Origin of the sequence: Leptotrichia rugosa (assembly GCF_041200005.1) — a bacterium.
Lineage (GTDB): Bacteria > Fusobacteriota > Fusobacteriia > Fusobacteriales > Leptotrichiaceae > Leptotrichia > Leptotrichia rugosa.
Map to the genome: position 1 here is coordinate 797,225 of NZ_CP165644.1, position 21,386 is coordinate 818,610.

The 21,386-nt window shown below is 31.4% G+C and carries 17 protein-coding genes and 1 riboswitch; of the genes, 14 read left to right on the plus strand and 3 right to left on the minus strand.

The window, feature by feature from the left end:
• Positions 1-8 precede the first annotated feature (8 nt).
• Entirely contained in the window at positions 9-1,745 is a 1,737-nt protein-coding gene (locus AB8B22_RS03970; RefSeq protein ID WP_369711737.1) for an ABC transporter ATP-binding protein, read from the minus strand.
• A gap of 48 nt (positions 1,746-1,793) precedes the next feature.
• Positions 1,794-2,588 (minus strand): class I SAM-dependent methyltransferase, encoded by a 795-nt coding sequence (locus AB8B22_RS03975; RefSeq protein WP_369711738.1) that lies wholly within the window; start codon positions 2,586-2,588, stop codon positions 1,794-1,796.
• Between the two features lie 254 nt (positions 2,589-2,842).
• Between AB8B22_RS03975 and AB8B22_RS03980 the strand changes: the two genes are divergently transcribed.
• The 5 genes from AB8B22_RS03980 (at position 2,843) to AB8B22_RS04000 (ending at position 11,980) form a co-directional block, all read left to right on the plus strand.
• Positions 2,843-3,586 (plus strand): ABC transporter ATP-binding protein, encoded by a 744-nt coding sequence (locus tag AB8B22_RS03980; RefSeq protein ID WP_369711739.1) that lies wholly within the window; start codon positions 2,843-2,845, stop codon positions 3,584-3,586.
• Between the two features lie 100 nt (positions 3,587-3,686).
• Entirely contained in the window at positions 3,687-3,977 is a 291-nt protein-coding gene (locus AB8B22_RS03985; RefSeq protein ID WP_369711740.1) for a hypothetical protein, read from the plus strand.
• Positions 3,974-4,213, plus strand: a complete 240-nt coding sequence (locus AB8B22_RS03990; protein WP_369711921.1) for an EndoU domain-containing protein — start codon at positions 3,974-3,976, stop codon at positions 4,211-4,213. The genes AB8B22_RS03985 and AB8B22_RS03990 overlap by 4 nt, the downstream gene beginning before the upstream one ends.
• 12 nt (positions 4,214-4,225) lie before the next feature.
• The gene (locus AB8B22_RS03995; protein WP_369711922.1) at positions 4,226-4,681 is read left to right on the plus strand and encodes a hypothetical protein; all 456 of its coding nucleotides are present in this window, start codon (positions 4,226-4,228) and stop codon (positions 4,679-4,681) included.
• 447 nt (positions 4,682-5,128) lie between these two features.
• Entirely contained in the window at positions 5,129-11,980 is a 6,852-nt protein-coding gene (locus AB8B22_RS04000; RefSeq protein WP_369711741.1) for an autotransporter-associated N-terminal domain-containing protein, read from the plus strand.
• A 320-nt stretch (positions 11,981-12,300) separates the two neighbouring features.
• Here AB8B22_RS04000 and AB8B22_RS04005 read toward each other — a convergent pair whose 3' ends face one another.
• Entirely contained in the window at positions 12,301-12,657 is a 357-nt protein-coding gene (locus AB8B22_RS04005) for a C40 family peptidase (protein ID WP_369711742.1), read from the minus strand.
• 518 nt (positions 12,658-13,175) lie between these two features.
• Positions 13,176-13,306, plus strand: a riboswitch (FMN riboswitch).
• Positions 13,307-13,477: 171 nt separating this feature from the next.
• Here AB8B22_RS04005 and ribE point away from each other — a divergent pair.
• The 9 genes from ribE to AB8B22_RS04050 all read left to right on the plus strand — a co-directional run bounded on the left by ribE (position 13,478) and on the right by AB8B22_RS04050 (position 21,268).
• Complete coding sequence (gene ribE / locus AB8B22_RS04010) at positions 13,478-13,942, plus strand: 6,7-dimethyl-8-ribityllumazine synthase (protein ID WP_094080657.1); 465 nt, start codon at positions 13,478-13,480, stop codon at positions 13,940-13,942.
• A 99-nt stretch (positions 13,943-14,041) separates the two neighbouring features.
• Positions 14,042-15,196 carry a bifunctional diaminohydroxyphosphoribosylaminopyrimidine deaminase/5-amino-6-(5-phosphoribosylamino)uracil reductase RibD gene (gene ribD / locus AB8B22_RS04015; protein WP_369711743.1) on the plus strand — a complete coding sequence of 385 codons (1,155 nt, stop codon included), beginning with the start codon at positions 14,042-14,044 and terminating at the stop codon, positions 15,194-15,196.
• Positions 15,197-15,250: 54 nt separating this feature from the next.
• Positions 15,251-15,925, plus strand: a complete 675-nt coding sequence (locus AB8B22_RS04020; RefSeq protein WP_369711923.1) for a riboflavin synthase — start codon at positions 15,251-15,253, stop codon at positions 15,923-15,925.
• A 108-nt stretch (positions 15,926-16,033) separates the two neighbouring features.
• Positions 16,034-17,245: a bifunctional 3,4-dihydroxy-2-butanone-4-phosphate synthase/GTP cyclohydrolase II gene (locus AB8B22_RS04025; protein WP_369711744.1), complete on the plus strand. Its 1,212-nt coding sequence runs from the start codon at positions 16,034-16,036 to the stop codon at positions 17,243-17,245.
• A 200-nt stretch (positions 17,246-17,445) separates the two neighbouring features.
• Positions 17,446-17,568 (plus strand): hypothetical protein, encoded by a 123-nt coding sequence (locus tag AB8B22_RS04030; RefSeq protein ID WP_369711745.1) that lies wholly within the window; start codon positions 17,446-17,448, stop codon positions 17,566-17,568.
• Entirely contained in the window at positions 17,550-17,948 is a 399-nt protein-coding gene (locus AB8B22_RS04035; protein ID WP_369711746.1) for a hypothetical protein, read from the plus strand. The genes AB8B22_RS04030 and AB8B22_RS04035 overlap by 19 nt, the downstream gene beginning before the upstream one ends.
• Before the next feature lie 54 nt (positions 17,949-18,002).
• Positions 18,003-19,217 (plus strand): saccharopine dehydrogenase family protein, encoded by a 1,215-nt coding sequence (locus AB8B22_RS04040; RefSeq protein WP_369711747.1) that lies wholly within the window; start codon positions 18,003-18,005, stop codon positions 19,215-19,217.
• Between the two features lie 60 nt (positions 19,218-19,277).
• Positions 19,278-20,465 (plus strand): carboxynorspermidine decarboxylase, encoded by a 1,188-nt coding sequence (gene nspC / locus AB8B22_RS04045; RefSeq protein ID WP_369711748.1) that lies wholly within the window; start codon positions 19,278-19,280, stop codon positions 20,463-20,465.
• Positions 20,466-20,479: 14 nt separating this feature from the next.
• Entirely contained in the window at positions 20,480-21,268 is a 789-nt protein-coding gene (locus tag AB8B22_RS04050; protein ID WP_369711749.1) for an esterase/lipase family protein, read from the plus strand.
• Positions 21,269-21,386 lie beyond the last annotated feature (118 nt).

Sequence of the window (21,386 nt, forward strand, 5' to 3'; positions counted from 1 at the left end):
TGCACCCCCTAAATTTCCTTATTTTCCATCAAATCATTATCGCTATATAAATTCCATAAATGCCAGTATTCAGACTTGTTTTGCAGAAGCTCCTTATGAGTACCTTGCTCGGTAATACGTCCTTTATTCATTACAACGATATTATCGGCATTTTTTATTGTGTAAAGCCTGTGAGCAATGATAATGGCAGTTTTTCCTTTTAGTAAAGTACGCAGAGCCTCCTGAATCTTGGCTTCGTTTTCAATGTCAGAGTAGGAAGTAACTTCGTCCAGCACGATAATTGGAGCATTTTTTAAAATAGCACGAGCTATTGAAATTCTCTGCTTTTCTCCACCGCTTAACTTAATTCCGCCTTCACCAATTACAGTTTCATATTTTTGAGGCAAGGACATTATAAAATCGTGAATTTGTGCCTTTTTTGCAGCATTTTCCACTTCTTCCAGCGAATAATCCTTTCCCATTCTTATATTCTCAAAAATAGTATCATGAAGCATAAATGTATCCTGAAATACGAATGAAACATTATCAGCCAATCCTGTGTAAGCGAAGTCCTTAATATCAGTTCCATCAATAGTTATTTTTCCGCTATTTATATCCCAAAATCTTCCAAGCAGAAGTCCTATCGTTGTTTTTCCTGAGCCAGAAGGCCCTACAAGTGCAGTTGAGGTTCCAGCCTTTATTTCCAAGGAAAAATCATTTATAACATTTTTATTTTTATATGCAAAATTTACGTTTTCATATTTTATAAAACCTGAAAAATTAGAAGGAAAATTTATGTTTCCAGATTTTTGCTCCTGTTCCCCATTGATTTCCATAATTTTCCCTAGCCCTTTAGTTAATGCGGAAAGATGGTGTGCTAAGTCAAATAATGCCTTTAGTGAGCTTAAAAAAATTGTACTCATTAAAATAAATAAAATATACACAGATACTGAAATTTGATTATAAAACAGCATAAGTCCGCCAACAGGAATAATGAAAAGCAGCCCCGAATCAGTCAAACAGAGAAAAATTGAATAAAATGGTACACTTAGTTCTGTAAGCTCAATCCAGTAATCCGCATATTCCTGGGTAATATCCCGATAATCCTTGAATGATTTAGCAGTAAGGTTGAATGCTTTCATGACATTCATTGCATTTATGTATTCCATAATAGTAGCGTTTAAGTTTGCAAGAAGAGTATAATAATGTTCTACACGACTCCCATAACTTTGAAACATTTTTCCCTGCGCCATTATGCTTAGAATAATTGGAATAAATAAAACAAGTGTCAATTTCCAGTTAAAGTAAATCATAATCCCCAAAAATATTATCGGAGTTACAAGAGCTGAAGATAAATCTGGAATCTGATGTGCAATAAAAAGTTCCAATTTTTCAATATCCTCATTAATAATCTTTTTTAGCTTTCCAGACATATTTTTCTTAAAAAATCCCATATTTAGCTTTGACAAATGCTCAATCAAATCAATCCTAATCTTGTACAAAATTGAAAAAGCCGCAATATGTGAAAATACTCCTGATAAAATCTGCATAATTATTTTTACAATTATAAAAAGTATCGCAATAGAAACACAGAACTTTATTTTTGAATAATCAATATTCGCCTTAAAAAGCTCCAAAACAATCTGATACACAAGAAGATAAGGCACAGCAGACAATGTTGTACCAATTATACTGAATATTGCTGAAAAAATCAGCTTCATCTTATGTTTACCAGATAAACTTAGTAAGTATTTCAATTCTTTCATAATAATCCCTCCATTCATGTATCAAAGGAAATAAATCAAAAAATAATTCTATTTTCCAAAAGTATAAATTCCAAGTCTGTTATTAAAAATGTAAAAGAATGGAATAAACAATTTTTTCCAGCCAGGAAGATGATGTTTCATTTCATCGGTAAAATTAATAAGTCCAGTCTGTTTTAATTTTGGATTCAATTTTACGACTTCGCTTCCATCTTTTACTCCCCAACTAAATTTTGCTTCCATATTTTTTAAGGTATCATGTTTTTTACTCATTTTAACTGTTCCTTTATAGAGCAAGTCAAACTGTGCTTCAAAAGAATCAAAATTATCAGTCAATATTTCCAAGAACTGTTTAATTTGCTGTTCTTCAAAATACATTAATACACCTTCTGAAATAATAAGTAATTTTTTTCCTTCCAGCTTAATATCTTTTACCCACGCTGAATCAAATGCGGATTTTGCAATATCTGTAACTCGTTCATTAGGTTCAAAAAATAATTTTCGTTTTTCAATAACTTCTGGCAAGTCAAGATTGAACCATCTTATTTTTCCGTTATCTATTCGTAAAAATCTTGTATCTAGTCCACAGCCAATTGACACAATCGCACAATCTGGATATTTTTCCATAAATTTTTTTACTTCATTATCCATCACTTTCGCACGTGAAAGAATCCCATAGTACGAAGCCCACGCCTTCTCAAATTTTGAAAAATCATAATCCAGCTGTGAAAGAATCTCGGAAGATTTTTTATCATTTAAAATTGGATTTTTACTTTCAGCATCCTTCGCACGTGCATGCAAAGTAATAAGCATAGTTTCTGAAATATTGTTTAGTTTTATTTTCATATTTCTTTCCTCCTTCAAATATTTTGGTTAGCAAACTATTCGATATAATTATACCAATATTTATTAAAAATGCAAATTTTTAAGGTAGAAATAAAATAGATTTCTTAATTTTAAATTACTATGAATTTTTTACAATTGAAATTATGAATATTCTTTGTTTCATTTGTGTTCATTTATAAAAAAGATTTTTTTGTTGACATTTTTTTTTCCATATGCTAATCTAATTTCGTGAATAAAATTTTTAAGGTGAAAAAATGAATGATGTTAAATTACAAGTTAGAAATGTATCTGTTGAATTTGATGAAAAAAAAATTATTGAAAATATTTCGATTGATTTGAGAGAGGGAGAACTTGTCTGTATTCTAGGATCGAGCGGAGTTGGGAAAACTACTCTGTTTAATGTGATTTCTGGGTTAATTGCTCCAACTTGCGGAACAGTTTTTCTAAATGGGGAAAATATTGTAAAGAAATCTGGAAAAATAAGTTATATGCTTCAAAAAGATTTACTTTTGCCGTTTAAGACAATTATTGACAATGTATCTTTGCCTTTGGTCATAAAAGGTGAGAAAAAGTCTATTGCACGAGAAAAAGCTCAAAAATATTTTAAAGAATTTGGATTAGAAGGAACAGAAAAAAAATATCCTAGTCAACTTTCAGGTGGAATGAGGCAACGTGCAGCACTTTTACGAACTTATATGTTTTCTTGCGAAGTAGCTTTGCTAGATGAGCCATTTAGTGCGCTGGATGCCATAACGAAGCGAAAAATGCAAAACTGGTATTTAAATATAATGAAAAAAATAAAGTTGTCAACGTTATTTATAACTCACGACATTGACGAAGCAATTTTAATTTCCAAAAGAATTTACATTATTTCTGGAAGTCCGGGAAAAATCATAAAGGAACTGAAAATTGAGTTGTCAGAAGGCGAGAATGGTGAAGATGTGACTTTAACAAAAAAATTTATAGAATACAAAAGAGAAATATTAAAACTTTTGTAAAAAAATGTGTGAGGAGGAAAGATGAAAAAATAAGATTTTAAGTATTTTAGTAGTATTTGTAGTTGCATTATTTGCTTTTGGAAAAACTTATTTTGACAACATGACTAAAAATAACACAGATAAAACTTATATAAAAGGCTTGGTTGCTAAAAATAGCGATAATAATAAAAATGAAAAGTCTTTCAGTTCTAAAAAAAATAAGAATCACAGGAGTGATGATTTCAGCGGAAATCGGAAGTATAATATAGATTATGAGCATGTAATAGGCGGTGATGAAAACCATTTAGGAAAAGTTACTGGCGGACACTCTCTTTTAAAGGGTGATGTTAGAATTGTAAAAAAATTGGACAACCTGCAAAAAACGGGGTTTACAAGGCAACTGTTGAAATAAAAACTTCTAGCGGAAAATGGCAGCAAAAGACTTCAAATGGTGGAGTTAATACGATGTTTCCGAGCAATTGGGATGAAGCTAGAATAATTGATGAAATAAACTCAGCTTGGGAAAATAGAAGAGATGTTCCTGGAAGAGATAAAAATATGTGGCAGGGTTTGAGTAAGAGCAAAGTTTTGATAAGAGGATATAAAAGTCCAAAAATTACAGCATACCCTGTTTATGAAAATAGATAAAGTTTGAGAAAGGTGAATACAACATTGAGAGTAAAATTTAGTTATTGTAAAGATGGAGATTTTGGAATTATGCCAACTTCTGAAGTAAAATTTTTTGATGCAGAAGAATTTGGTGGAAAAAAAATAGTAAAATTTAAAGATTTGGAAAAAAAGCAGAATGAATATACAAAGTTTTTGATAACGGCGATTATGGAAGATTTTCCAGAAGAAAAAATGGTGCAAGATTTTTTGGATGAAGTGAATAAAGTTGCACAAGGAAAATTGAATGAAACTTGTTGGGACGGTCAGTCATTTCAGCATAAAATAACGAGGGACAAGGTAAGTTTTGAGCATACAATTTTTGGAATTTGTGAAGAATATCCAGAATGGAGCTGTCATTTTGACGAGTATAAAGCTGTTCTGGAACTTTGGGGAGAATTTTTGGAGATGAAGCCAAGTTTGAGAAATGAAGTTGCGGTTGAGGTTTAATTTTGAAAATAAAGAATATATAAAAAAATCATAGTGTTGTACTGTGATTTTTTTTTGAAAAATAATAAAAAATAGAATTAACTGTGGTGTAGTAGTATAATATTGTTCCTTAAAAAAAAATGAAAAGAATTACTAAAAACACAAAAAAACTTTTTTATAAAAAAATAAAAAAATTGTTTGTTAAAATCCAGTATTTTAGTTAAATTTTGGAGTTTTTCTTTAAAAAATAAATAAAAAATTTATATTTTTTAAAATTTCTTAGAAAAAGTACTTGTTTTTTTTTCTTTTTTTAGTATAATTATAGTGTACAATAAAAAGTTTTTTTGAGAAAATAAAAAATTTCACTCATCACTCACTTAAAAAAATTATTCTTGAAATTTTTTTATTTTCAAAAAAAATTCTTTGAAATGTAAAACATATAAAAACAGTTTTGAAAGGAAAAAGATCATGGGAAGCAATAATTTAAGACAACTAAAAAAAGATTTAAAAGCTTTTGCCAAAAGAGTAAAAGACTTTAAATACACAGATTCAGCTTTAATTACGTTTCTTTTGACAGGACTTGTAACGCTAGGAGTTTCAAACGTGACATTTTCTGCCGAAGATGCGATAGCTACTCAAACTAGACAGATAAACAGCTCAATAAAAGACATGAGATTACAGTTTAAAAAGGCAAGGAATAAAAATGATAAGTTACTTAGAGACACAAACTTAGAGTTAATTCAATTAATGGAACAAGGGGATCACGTTGTAAAATCACCTTGGAGCAGCTGGCAATACGGTATGAATTATTTTAACAACAATTGGAATGGAACATATAAGGGAAGAGGAGATAAGAAAGAAAAATATCCTTACGAAGGAAGATTTGAGAGAAGTAAAAACTCATTTGAAAGATATACTTCACCTTTAAGTAGCCATTACGGAGATTTATCTTTGGGAGCAAACAGACGTTCAGCTTCATCAAATTTAAGAAGTGGAATGCCTTCATCATACGGAATAGCAAGTAACGACCCAGCACAAGAACCAATTGTGGAAATGAACGTGGAAGCGTCAATTAGACCAAAAACAGTAAATATAGAAATTCCAGATTTGGGGATAAGAGCGCCACAATTACAAGCACTTGCAGTAAATGGGACAGAACCACCAGCAATAACAGTGTTAAAACCGGATGCACCCGTAAAACAAGTAACAATTGTTGAACCCAATGCTAGCCCATTTACAGGATTTTTCTTTGATGCTACTAATCAATCTGTGCCGAATTTAGGAGGTAAATTTAATGAAAATGATACTAACAATAAAACAATATATGCAGGATTAAATGCCGGTAGTTGGGTTAATAATAATAATCCAGCATATGCAAATGTTACAGGATATATTGATAATGGTGGAACTCCTCGTGATTCTGGAAATAATGACGTTGGACAAGCAGTTGGACGTACAACAAATATCTTATACAGGGCAGGAAATAATAGTTCTGATGCAGATGCTGATTATTCTGCAGATGGGTCTAAAGCTCTTACATTAACAGGATTGAAAGTTTATGTAAGAGGTCATTATGATGGAACATTAAGTGATCAACAAACTACAGGCGGGACAGATGATGGAACTGATGTTGGTAGAGCTAAAGCTGGAGGAGCCGATCCTGGTACACCTGTTAATGGTACAATTGGTATTCATACATTATTAGATGTAAATGTAAAAGATACAAATGCATATTTATATGGAAGAGCAGGATTCCTTACTTCGGAAACATGGCGTAACGGAGTTGTACAAATGACAAACACCAAAGTAAATGTTTACAATGATCAAAATTCAGTTTATTATATTATGCCTTCAGCTTTTGGAACAATTATATCACATTTATCAAGATATCATTATATGGGTATGCTTGGAGGAGATACTGAAATTAATCTACACGGAACAGGGAATAATGCTTATTTGACAACAGGAATTTCAGGTGCAAGACATATACAGAATACAGGTAAAATAACTTCATATGGAGCTTCTAATATAGTTTACTCAGGTATAAGCTATGTACCAAACTGGTCTAAAACAATATTTCAAGGAGGACGTGCAGCAAGACCGGAATTTATAGATAAAAATGGTGCTAACAGTAATGTGATGCAATCGTATATTCATCTTGGTACTCAAGGAGAAGTAAATTTATACGGAGATGAAAATGTAGGATTGTTCTTTGGAGATAAAATGGGTGGAGCAGAACCGAAATCTTGGGAAATAGCTCATAGAGATGCTGAAGGAACTACAGGAGCAGGATATTCAAGAAGAGCATCATATATAGGGATATATCAAGGAGAGATTGATTTTAGTGCAAAAATTGGAGATGCATTAGGAGGTGGAGCAACGCAAACCTCTGCCGGAAATTTAACTACCCGTGCTAATGGTTCTACTACAGGTTATAGTGATCAATGGGTAGAAGGAGGAGTAGGTATATTTTCTCAATCAGGACAAAGACCAGATATAATACCTACTATCCATTTAGGAGTTCCTGTAAGTGCTTCATATGGAGCTACTAATTATAGTGGTTTAGCTACTCTCGATACGGATGCAATCCACGCACTTGATGTAGGGAAAGTTAATATACAATTTGGTAAATATTCTAAAAATGGATTTATGTTTATATCTAAAAGAGGAACAGTTATGAATATAGCTGAAGATATTCCACGTACTTATGGTAAACGTTCTGAGTATATTACAGATGGTATTGGAACAGTTGGTAATCTTACAAAAGATGCGGCAACTATTACAACGAACGGAGATGATGCTTCAACAGGAACTGTTATCGCATATTCTGAAGGAACTTGGAAGCAAGCTGATCATCAACTTGGATCAAAGGGAGCATTAACAAGTGTTCCAACATTAGAAGGTAAGTCATCTGAAATTAATATATTTGCACCAGTTATACTTGCTTCAAAAGAAGGAATTGCTTACATGAGTGATAACAAAGGTATTATACGTGTTGGAACACAGACAACGCCTATAAATACAACAGCAGTAAACTATAAATCAATAGTGGGATTTGCACAAAATCAAGGAACAGTTAATATTTTTGGAAACGTTACAGCGGTAGACGCAAATGTTACAGCTGCAAGTAGTAAAAATAAATTTGAAAATATCGCGGGATTGGCTACAAAAGGTGGAATAGTTAATATAAAAAATGGAAGCATTAAAGTAAGTGGTATTGCGGGATTTGCTTCTGGAGCTGGTTCTGTTGTAAATATTGACAATGGTACAGGTAATAAAATCCAAACTGGTACAAACGGTGGATTGGTTGCAACAGGTGGAGGAAAAGTTAATTTTAGTGGTGGAACTATTTATCATGAAAATAAAGCTTCGTCAAGTGATGTGGTAGCAATCGGAACTGATACTGTGGATCATTTAAAATCTACACCATTTTATGCGGATAATAATTCTTCTGTAATAGATTTTACAGGAACTACTACAATAAATATGTCTGATGGTATTTTAATGACTGGTGAAGATACAGATTATACTGCAGCTACAGGAGGAACAGCTACTAAATATAACGGAATGAGTAATGTAACTGTAAATCTTACTGGAGATAATTCAGTATTACGTACTTATAGAGGTAGAGTTACAAACTGGACAGGTTCAACAGCAGGAATTAACGGAGTAAAAACTGATATGAAACTTGCTGCTTTAAATGATAATGGGCATGGATATAAAATATATTACATAGATGGTGTATTTAATCTTAACAACGATCAAAATTTAGACAATCCTGCAGATGAATTTAATACAAAAATAGGGCTTTCAAATGAAAAATTCACAATAGCAAGTGGAGTTACTGTAAGTTCTGCAACTGGAAAAGGTTTGTCAATGGCTTCTCATGATAATGTTCCCAATAATACAACTACAGGATACACAAATAACGGAACAATTAATATAACAGGAGGTACGCCTTCAAACACAACAGCATTGTCTACAAGTTTCGGATATGTTGATAATAAAGGAACTATTAATGTAGATAACGGAATTGGAGCGTATGGAATAAATGGAAGCAGCCTTACAAATAATAGTGCTATAAATATTACTTCAAGCGGAGTAGGTATGGCAGGATTTGCTTCAGCTTCCACATTAAAAACTTATGGAACTGACAAACAGATAACAACTGGAACTTTGGGAAGTAATAAGGTTTTAGAAGTAACTAATAATGGTACAATAACAGTTGCGGGAAATGGTTCAATTGGATTGTACGGAAATACAAATGATGTTACGAATTCAGGGGTAGTTTCAACTTCAAATGGAGTTATTACAAATAATGGTAAAATTGTTATGACCGGAGACAGTGGCGTTGGAATAGTGTCTGAAGGAAAAGGAAACACGATTAATCTAGGAGGAACAGGAAGTTCAGACATTGCAGTAGGAACTAACGGAATTGGAGTTTATGCAAGTGGAACAAAAAGTGTTGTAAACTTTACTTCAGATACAGGAATAGAAGTAAAAGACAAAGGTGTAGGAATTTCTGTTACAAACGGTTCAATTGTAAATCCTAATGGAAAAACCTTTGAAATAAAATACACAGGTTCTGCAAATGGTTCTGGAGCTGGTATTTTCTATGACAATACAGCAACAAATACAACTAATATAAACATTGTAAATAACGGTAGCGACAGAGGTGTTGTTGGACTTTATACAACAGGTGGAACTCTAACAAATGCAGCGACAATAACAGATAAAAGCGGAAAAGCTTATGGAATCTATTCTGAAGGTGCAGATGTGGTAAATAACGGAACACTAAATATTGGAAACAAAGGTAAGGGAATACTAAGTACAGGCGGAAACGTTAGACTAACAAGCAGTTCTGTAATTAATCTGGGAGAAGATGAAGCAATTGGGGTATACACAAAAGGAACAGGAAACAACATAACGGCAGATGCAGGTTCTATAATGGCAATTGGTAATGGTTCATATGGATTCATCAATGAAGGAACAGGAAACACAATAACAAGTAATATGACTTCACAGACAGTTGGAGATAACACAGTCTTCGTATTCTCAAGAGATACATCAGGAACAGTGATAAACAATACACCGTTAACTTCGACTGGTTCACTAAACTATGGACTTTATTCAGCAGGAAATGTAGTAAATAATGCAGATATTAACTACAGTTCAGGAATAGGAAACGTAGGAATTTACAGTATAAATGGAGGAAATGCGGTAAATAATCCAGGTGTTTCAATAACAGTAGGAGCTTCAAATTCTGATCCGACAGCTAACCAGTATGCAATAGGAATGGCGGCAGGATATATAGGAGATGCGACAACACCGGCTTATACAGGAAACATAGAAAACAAGGGAACAATTAATGTAGTAGGACCATACAGTATAGGAATGTACGGAGTAAACAAAGGAACAAAGGTAGTAAACAGTGGAACAATTAACTTGAATGCAAGCAACACAACAGGAATGTACCTTGATAACGGAGCAGAAGGAATAAATAACGGAATAATCAAGTCAAATGGAACAGGACTGAAGAAAGTAGTTGGAGTGGTAGTTAAAGCTGGTTCGACAATAGAAAATAATGGAACAATTGATATTAATGCCGATGAAGCGGTAGGATTACTTTCGAAAGGAAATGCGGCAGGAAATAATCCAGGAATAATCAAGAACTACGGAACATTGACTATAAGAGGAGCAGGATCAGTAAATACTCAGATTCCGCAGCCAGGACATGAAATATCAAAAGATATGGCGGGAATTAAGATACATGCGCCATCAGGTTCATCAACAGCGACAATAACAGTAAACGGAGTGCCAGTAGTACCAGAAGTAGCGACAACGACAGGAGAAGAATACAAACCAATGGAAGTTTCAACAATAGGAATGTATATAGACACTTCAAACAAACGGTTTACAAGACCAATAGTTGGATTAAGTAATCTGAGTACGTTAAAGAATGCAGATTTGATTATAGGGACAGAAGCGGCACAAAATACAACAAGTAAATATATTCAATTAAGTCCACAAATACTTGCACCATATAATCAGATGATTTTAAATAATCCACAGATTGGAAAATGGAATATTTATTCAGGTTCACTTACATGGATGTCAAGTGTAGCACAAAACCAAACAGATGGAACAATAGAAAATGCTTACTTGGCAAAAATACCATATACTAAATGGGCAGGAAATCAAAATACTCCAGTAAATAGTACAGATACATACAATTTCCTAGATGGATTGGAACAAAGATATGGAGTTGAAGGTTTAGGGACAAGAGAAAAAACATTATTTAATAAGTTAAATGGAATAGGAAATAACGAGGAAATCTTATTCTATCAAGCGACAGACGAAATGATGGGACACCAATATGGAAATCTACAGCAAAGAATCAATGCAACAGGAAACTTGTTGGACAAAGAATTCAGATATTTAAAACATGACTGGAGAAATTCATCAAAACAAAACAACAAGATAAAAGTATTTGGTCAAAGAGATGAATATAATACTGACACAGCGGGGGTTATTGATTATACAAGTAATGCCTACGGAGTAGCTTATGTTCATGAAGATGAAACAGTTAAGATGGGTAACTCACAAGGATGGTATGCAGGAGCAGTAACAAATAGATTTAAATTTAAAGATATAGGGCATTCAAGAGAAAACCAAACTCAAATTAAAGCAGGAATCTTTAAGACAATGTCGCCGTCAAAAGATCATAATGGATCACTACAATGGACAATTGGAGGAGATATATTCTTCGGAATTAATGATATGAAACGTAGATATTTAGTTGTAGACGATATATTCCAAGCAAAATCAGATTATCATTCATATGGAGCAGCGCTTAAGACAGACTTGGGATATGATATAAGATTGAGTGAAAGAACACACTTAAGACCGTATGGAGCATTAAAGATGGAGTATGGAAGATTTAGTAAAATTAAAGAGGATTCAGGGGAAATGAGATTGGAAGTAAAAGGAAACAACTATTTCTCAGTAAAACCGGAAGCAGGACTAGAGTTCAAATATATCCAACCAATGGCAGTAAAAACAAATCTATCAGTAGGACTTACAGCGGCATATGAAAATGAACTAGGAAAGATGGCAAGTAAGAACAACGAAGGAAGAGTAAGATATACAGATGCAGACTGGTTTGGAATAAGAGGAGACAAGGAAGATAGAAAAGGAAACGGTAAGTTTGACTTAAATATCGGAGTGGACAACACAAGATTTGGAGTAACAGTAAATGCAGGATACGACACTAAAGGTAAGAATGTAAGAAGTGGTGTAGGATTTAGATTGATTTACTAATTCAAATAAGTTTTTTACAGAAGTGTAAAATAGCAAAAGAGGATTTATCTCATGAAATAATCGTCTCAAAAAAATTAGATATTTAAAATTAGACAAAAAGTTAAATATCTAAAAGATAAAATCACAGTTATTAATTTAACTGTGATTTTTTTATGATATTTTATTTAAAATTATCATATTGAAAATCATGTAAATACAATAAAAAGTTGCTATATTACTGAATTTATGTGTATATTTTAAAAAAATTCCAGACATTTTCATTGTATAAAAAATAAAAAATCTCTAAATATAATTTATATTTAGAGATTAAATAAATTATTTTATGATTTTTTTACTCTGACTCCATATTTATAAGACTTATTCCAATATGGGCTTTTTAGAGAAGACATAACAACACCTTTTGAAGAAGAGGCGTTTATAAATAATGTATTTCCAACATAAACTGTAGTGTGGTTAGTTTTTCCGCCGTTAGTTTTGAAAAATAAAATATCTCCTGGCTCCAAATTTTTATTTGCAACTCTTTTTCCAGATTTTACTTGCTGAGCTGAAACTCTTGGAAGCTCTTTTTTGTACACTTCACGATAAACTTGACGAGTTAGGGCAGAACAGTCGATACCTTTTTTAGAATCTCCACCTAATGCATATTTTGTCCCTTTCCAATGACTATAAGATGTCAAAAGTTTTTTTGCGTGAAAACTTTTTCTTTTGAGCAGCTGTTCCTGAGTGAAGCACTTTTTCGTGATATTTTTTTAACTCGTTCATCTTTTCTACAACAAGTTCTGATTTATTATTTTTTGGAATTGAGTAAATTCCTGAATTAGAAGAAGTTATTTTTTTCTTGAAATATTTTTTGATTTCGTATTTGCTGCTAAAGTTTTCTTTTTTATAGGTTTTTTAGTTTTTGAAACTTTGGCTTGCAAAGTTCCATAAGCATTGCGACCATCATAAAAGTCGTAGTTAAAAGTCCCTTTTTTTCATAAATGTTAAAAATCCTTTCCTTGTTTGCATATTTTGTATTATTTTATATTTTAAATGTCGAACTTAGTAATTATAATTTTTAAACGACACTTGTAGTATTATATCATTAATTTTAAAAAAATAAAATTTTAAATTGATTAATTTTTTTTAATTTTAAAAGAAATTAAAAATGAAATCATTTGACAAATTGAGAAAAAGAGTATATAATAGCTTTAATAGTAAACTTCAGGGCAAGGTGAAATTCCTGACCGGTGGTTAAAGTCCACGAGCAAAGCTAAATATATTTTAGTTGCATGAAACGGTGCAATTCCGTTACCGACAGTACAGTCTGGATGAAAGAAGTGATATAATATGTGAATTTAAGAAAAGAAAAATTTAACTATTAACATAAGTAAAAAATTCATAAAGTTATAAAAATTTCTTAAAATAATTTAAAGCTCTGGGTTAAAAATCCAGTTTTTTTTATTTTAAAAATAAAATTATAAAAATTAAAAACTAAATAAAATAGGAGGAACAAAAATGAGAACACTAGAGGGAAAATTTAATGGAAAAGGTTTAAAAATAGGAATTGTTGCAGGAAGATTTAATGAATTTATTACATCAAAATTGGTTGCAGGAGCAGTAGATGTACTGAAAAGAAATGATGTAAATGACGACGATATTGATGTTGCATGGGTTCCAGGAGCATTTGAAATACCTTTAATTACTAAAAAAATGGCTGAGTCAAAAAAATATGATGCAATTTTGGCGTTGGGAGCTGTTATAAAAGGAGCAACTCCTCATTTTGACTATGTTTGTGCGGAAGTTTCCAAGGGAGTTGCTCAGATTTCACTGCACACAGGATTACCTGTTATGTTTGGTGTGCTTACTACAAATAATATTGAAGAAGCTATTGAAAGAGCGGGGACAAAAGCAGGGAATAAAGGTGCTGATGCAGCATTTGGAGCATTAGAAATGATTGATTTGATAAAAAATATTGGATAATTTTATAATAAATATTTAAATATTTGATATTTCTAATTTTCTAAAATTAAATTTTAAAAACTTTAAAAATTAATAAAAAAAGGAAAATAAAAAAATAAAATGGAAGAAAATATTGACAAAAAATATATGAGAATGGCAATAGAACTGGCTAAAAAAGGAGAAGGAGCAGTGAATCCTAATCCCTTGGTCGGAGCTGTTGTTGTAAAAGATGGAAAAGTGGTAGGAAAAGGGTATCATAGATTTTTTGGTGGACCACATGCGGAAGTTTATGCATTGGAAGAAGCAGGGAAAGAGGCTTGTGGGGCTACAATTTATGTTACTTTGGAGCCGTGTTCACATTATGGAAAAACACCGCCCTGTGCAAAAAAAATAATTGATATGGGAATAAAAAAATGTTTTGTAGGTTCAAGTGACCCAAATCCACAAGTTGCTGGAAAAGGCGTGGCGATGCTAAAAAAAGCTGGGATTGAAGTCGTAGAAAGTGTATTAAAAGATGAGTGCGATAAATTAAATCAAGTTTTTTTTAAATATATAAAAACAAAAATTCCGTATTTGTTTTTAAAATGTGCAATAACTTTGGATGGGAAAATTGCTACAAAGACAGGAAATTCCAAATGGATTACAAATGAAATTGCTCGTGAAAAAGTTCAATTTTACCGAAATAAATTTATGGGAATAATGGTCGGCATAAACACAGTTGTGCTTGATAATCCAAGTCTTACAGCAAGGATTCAAAATGGAGTAAATCCTTTTAGAGTAGTTGTCGATCCACATTTAAAGATTGATGAAAATTGTAAAGTTGTAAAAAATAATGAAGATGAAAAAACTGTGATTATTACTTCGCAAAAAAATCAGTTTGTTGAAAATTCTGAAAATATTAATGACAAAGATTTTGAAATTAAGATGAAACAGAAAAGACTAAGTCAAAATAATAAAGTGAAATTTATATTTCTTGATAAAGAAAAATTTAGTTTTAAAGAAATGCTTGAAGAGATTGGAAAAATGGGAATTGACAGCGTTTTATTAGAAGGCGGAGAAAGTCTTATTTCACTTGCATTTAAAGAAGAAGTGATAGATGCGGGAGAGATTTTTGTTGCCAATAAAATTTTAGGAGACAAAAATGCAAAACCTTTTATTTCAGGATTTTCAAAAGATAAAATGGAAGAAGCTATTCTATTAAATAATGTGAAAAATAATATTTATGGCGAAAATATTGGAATGAAATTTTATTTGAAAAAATATTCAGAAAAGTAAAAATTAAAATGCGTAGAAAATAAAGTTCTCTAAATTTAAAGGGAGGTGATTCATATATTTACAGGTTTAGTTGAAGAAATGGGAGAAGTGATAAATATTTCCAAAAAAGAAACAGGACTTGGCATAACTGTTAAAGGCAATGAAGTTACTAAAAAAGCAAAAATAGGAGACAGTATTGCGGTCAATGGAGTGTGTCTTACTGTTACAAAGATGAACGGTAAGGATTTTACAGCGGATGTGATGTATGAAACGATTAATAGAAGTGGACTTAAACGAATAAAAATTGGAGATAAAGTTAATCTTGAAAAATCATTGACTCTTACAACATTTTTAGGTGGTCATTTGGTTATGGGGGATGTTGACAGCGAAGCCAGAATTTTGTCGATTACTTCTAAAGGAATAGCAAAATTATATAAATTTCAGCTGGAAGAAAAGCACAAAAATAATATAAAATATGTGGTACAAAAAGGTAGAGTTACGATAGATGGAGCAAGTCTTACCGTAATTGATGTAGATGACGATTTAGGAACTTTTTCGGTGTCTTTAATTCCACATACGCTTGAAAATATTACGCTTGGGAGAAAAAAGGCTGGAGATTTTGTCAATATTGAAACCGATTTATTTGGAAAATATGTTGAGAAAATTTTGAAATTTGAGGAAATGGAAAATGGTAAAAAAGAAGAAAAATCAAAAATAACGATGGATTTTTTACAAAAAAATGGATTTTAAGAATTGAGCAAAATTAAGTAAAATAAAGGAATTTTTATTCCTTGTCAAAATGTAACAATTTATATTTTATAGCTAAAATAAATTATAAGTTTTGATTGGAGAGATAAAATGAAAAAAAATTTTAATAGTGTTGAAGAAGCTTTAGAAGATTTGAAAATTGGAAAACCAATTGTGGTTGTGGATGACGAAGATAGGGAAAATGAAGGGGATTTGATACTTCCTGCACAAGTTGCAACCTATGAATGGATGAGATTTATTATAAATGAAGCAAGAGGACTTATGTGTGTGCCAGTTTCCCACGAAGTAGCCGAAAGACTTATGTTGGATCCGATGACCCATCACAATACTGACCATCACGGGACGGCTTTTACAATTTCAGTAGATGCGGCTGAAGGGACAACAACTGGAATTTCGGTAGCTGACAGATTAAAAACTGTTTTGGATTTGGCAAATCCAAATAAAAAGCCAGAAGATTTTTTTAGACCTGGACATATGTTTCCTTTGATTGCTAAGAAAAATGGAGTTCTGGAAAGACGGGGACACACTGAAGCCGCTGTGGATTTGACCAAACTTGCTGGATTTGAGCCAGTTGCAGTTATTATGGAAATGCTAAACAGCGATGGAACGATGGCAAGACGAGATGATCTATTTGTATTTTGTGAAAAACACGACATAAAAATTATTACAGTTGATGAATTAATTTTATACAGAAAAAATAACGAAAAGTTGGTAAAAAGTGAAGCAAGTGTCAAAATACCAACAAAATATGGGACATTTGACTTTATAGGATATAGCGATAAAATAGAAAATAAGGAATATATTGCTGTAATTAAAGGCGACGTGAAAGGCAAAGAAAACGTAAGCGTCAGACTTCATTCTGAATGTTTGACTGGCGATGTCTTTGGCTCGAAAAGATGTGATTGCCAAGCTCAGCTTCACAAAGCTTTAAATGAAATAGAAAAAAAGGGGCAAGGCCTTGTTATTTATTTAAGACAGGAAGGTCGGGGAATAGGAATTTTAAATAAATTAAAAGCATATAAACTTCAAGATGAAGGATTTGATACAGTGGAAGCCAATCACAAACTTGGATTTGAGGGAGATTTAAGAGATTATGCAGTGGCAGCTCAAATAATAAAAGATTTGGGAATAAAATCAATTTCACTTATGACAAATAATCCAGCTAAAATTAAGGGTCTTGAAGATTATAAAATAAAAGTTGTGAATAGAGAAGAAATTGAAATCCCTGCAAATGAAATTGATGGAAAATATTTGAAAACAAAAAAAGAAAAAATGGGACACATTTTAAAACAAGAATTATAAAATATTAATAAAATTACAGCATTTGATGTTGTAATTTTTTTATAAAAATAATTAAAATTTTAAAATATTTGTGATATAATTAATTGAAAAAGTAAAATAAAGAAAGATAAATTTAGCTCTTTATTCTTTTATAAAAATAATATTATTAGTAGTTTTTATATATTTTAAATCGTATAAAAAAGTTTAAGAAGGAGGAAAATATGTTAAAAGAATTATTAATTGCAATGTTAATTGTTACGGGAGTATCTTCTTATTCATTTGAAATGCAGACGCAAGTGAAAGAAATTGAAAAAATGTACCAAGAGTGGAAAAACCAGAATTAAATGATAATATAGAATATCCAATTGACAGATTAGGAATTACAGTAGTAGAAATCCGACCTTATGACAACAGTAAAGTTGAGTTAATTTACAAAGCCATGGAAGTGGAAGCGGTGATAAAAACAGGAATAAATACAAATTTAAATTATCCATTTGAAAAAGGAAAATTTAAATATAAATTAAAAAAAGTGCTCATAAGTAAAGAATTGATAAATAAATTAATACCTGAAAGTATAAATTTAGCAAAGGTAAATAGGACATTAAATGAGTTAGAAGCTAGGAAAATGGGAATAAAAGTAAATTCTGTTGAAATAAAATTTGATTTGAAAGAAAAAAATGCAAATAGAATTTATTTTAAAAATGGGATAATTTATATTGATTAATTAATTTAAAAATTTAAAAACTATTAAATGTAAATGAAAGCAGGAGGTAAAAAAATGGGTAAAAAAGCATTAATAATAGGAGCAGGAGGAGTGTCAAATGTCGTGTGTCATAAATGTGCACAAAATTCAGAAGTTTTTAGCTCCATTATGATTGCTAGTAGAACAAAATCTAAATGTGATGCAATTAAAGAAACAATCAAAAAAAGTAAATATGCGGGAAGAATTGATATTCAGACGGCTAAAGTTGATGCTGACAATGTGCCAGAACTTGTGGCATTAATAAATGAATATAAACCTGATATTGTGATAAATGTGGCACTACCTTATCAGGATTTGACAATAATGGATGCCTGTCTTGAAACTAAGACAGATTATTTGGATACAGCCAATTATGAACCGCTAGATACGGCAAAATTTGAGTATAAATGGCAGTGGGACTATCGTAAAAAATTTGAAGATGCTGGGATTACAGCTATTTTAGGTTGCGGATTTGATCCAGGTGTGACTGGAGTATTTTCAGCTTATGCACAAAAGCATTATTTTGATGAAATTAATTATATTGACATTCTTGACGCAAATGCTGGAGATCATGGGTATCCGTTTGCGACAAATTTTAATCCTGAAATAAATATAAGAGAAGTGACTGCTAATGGAAGTTACTGGGAAGATGGAAAATGGGTGGAAACAAAGCCAATGGAAATTAAAAGAGTGTATAATTTTCCGCAAATTGGGGAAAAGGATATGTATTTGCTTCATCACGAAGAACTTGAGTCACTTGCATTAAATATAAAAGGTATTAAGAGAATTAGATTTTTTATGACTTTTGGGCAAAGTTACTTGACTCACTTAAAAGTATTGGAAAATGTGGGAATGACTTCGATTGAGCCAATTGATTTTGAAGGTCAAAAAATTGTGCCACTGCAGTTTTTAAAAGCTGTGCTTCCAGATCCTGCTTCACTTGGACCTAGAACTAAAGGAAAGACGAATATTGGAAATATTTTTAGAGGGAAAAAAGATGGAAAAGATAAAACTTATTATCTTTACAATGTCTGCACACATGAAGAATGCTACAAAGAAGTTAGTTCTCAGGCAATTTCGTATACGACTGGAGTTCCAGCGATGATTGGAGCATTTATGGTACTTACTGGAGAATGGAAAAAACCAGGAGTTTACAATGTGGAAGAACTTGATCCTGATAAATTTATGGATGCATTAAATAAATTTGGACTTCCTTGGATTGAAGATTTTAATCCTGAATTAGTGGATTAGTTTTTGTGAAAATTTTTTTAAATCAAAAATTTTAACAAAATATTTAAATTAGGAGGAAAAGTGACAAAAAATAAATATATAGACATAGACATTACAAATCTTCCAACACCATCATTTTTAGTAGATGAAAGGCTTTTGAAAAAAAATTTGGAAGTGCTGAAAGGTGTGAAAGATAGAACTGGATGTAAAATTTTATTGGCACAAAAAGGATTTTCGATGTTTTATTTTTATCCGTTAATAGCGCAGTATTTGGACGGAACTACAGCAAGTTCACTATTTGAGGCAAAACTTGGCTATGAAGAAATGGAAAAAAAAGTTTCTGATAAAAATATCGAAACTCACATTTTTAATCCAGCTTACAGAGATGATGAATTTGATGAAATATTAGATTTAACTAATCATATCGTGTTTAATTCGTTTAATCAGTGGGCTAAATTTAAAGACAGAGTTTTTGCTAAAATAAAAGAAACTGGAAAAAAAATAAGCTGTGGACTTAGAATTAATCCTGAATTTTCAGAAGTTGAAACAGAAATCTACAACCCTGCGGGAAGATATTCAAGATTTGGAGTGACTTTGGAAAATTTTGATGAAAAAAGACTTTCTGGATTAGATGGATTTCATTTCCACGCACTTTGTGAGCAAAATTCCGACGCTTTGGAAAATGTGCTAAAAATATTTGAAGAAAAGTTTGGAAAATATCTTTATGATATGAAATGGGTAAATTTTGGCGGTGGACATCATATCACTCGAAAAGACTACGACATAGAAAAACTTGTGAGATGCATAAATCATATAAAAAACAAATATGATGTAGAAGTTTATCTTGAACCTGGGGAAGCTGCTGCACTAAATACTGGATTTTTGGTGTCAGAGGTACTGGATATGACAAAAAATGAAATTGATATACTTTTGCTTGATACATCGGCTTCGTGTCATATGCCTGATGTTTTAGAAATGCCGTATAGACCGTATATTTTCGGTTCTGGAATGCCAAATGAGAAAAAATATAATTATAGACTTGGTGGACCAACTTGTCTTGCAGGAGATATTATCGGAGATTATTCTTTTGATGAGCCAGTAAAAGTTGGGGATAAACTGATTTTTACCGATATGGCGCATTACAGCATGGTTAAAACAAACACCTTCAATGGAATAAATCTTCCGTCAATTGCAGTTTATACTGAAAAGGATGGATTAAAAGTTATTCGTACATTTAAGTATGAGGATTTTCGTAATAGGCTTTCTTAGTGAAAGGGAAAAATATGAAAAATATAAAAAATTATATATTAAAAATTGTTTTTTTATTGTCAGTAACAATAAATATTAATGCTGGAATATTGACGCATGAATTTAGGACAGAAGAATTTGGGAATATTGAAAAGACAGATAAAGATATTGTTATTTTGATGCACGGTATTTACAGTAAATTGGACAATTTGGAGTATATTGAGAAAAAATTGGAGGAAAATGGATATTCAGGAGTTAATATTCAGTATCCAACTACTAAAGATGAAATTCAAGATATAGCAAAAAAATATATTGAGCCAGAAATTGAGAAAAAAATTAAAATTTTAAATGAAATAAATAAAAAAAGAGTATCGGAAAACAAAAAAAAATTAAAAATAAACTTTATAGTTCATTCAATGGGTTCAGTCGTTTTGAGATACCAGTTACAAGAAAATACTTTTGAAGAATTAGGAAAAGTAGTGTTTCTTTCGCCGCCATCTCACGGAAGTTCAATGGCAGGAAATTTTTTTACAGAACTGTTAAGTCCATATTTGGGGAAAGCGATAAAACAGATAAATGTTCAAAAAGATAGTTTTGTAAATCATCTGAAAGAGCCAGATTACAACTGTTATGTCATGGTTGGAAATAGAGCAAATAATCCGTTATATTCGGTAATAACAGATGGAGAAAGTGACGGAGCGGTTCCAGTTAAAAGTGCAAAATTGGAAAACTGTAAATTTAAAATAATTGATGGGGAAAGTCATTCAAGCATTTTAAAGTCAGATAAAGTTATGCAAGAAATTTTGAAATATTTCAAGGAATAATTTAAGAAGTTTAAAAAATTTAAAAAAAATAATTTTAAAATAAAGACTAGAAAAATAAAAAATTCTAGTCTTTTTTTTAAAAAACTAAAAATAAAAAAATTAAATAAAATATTTTCTT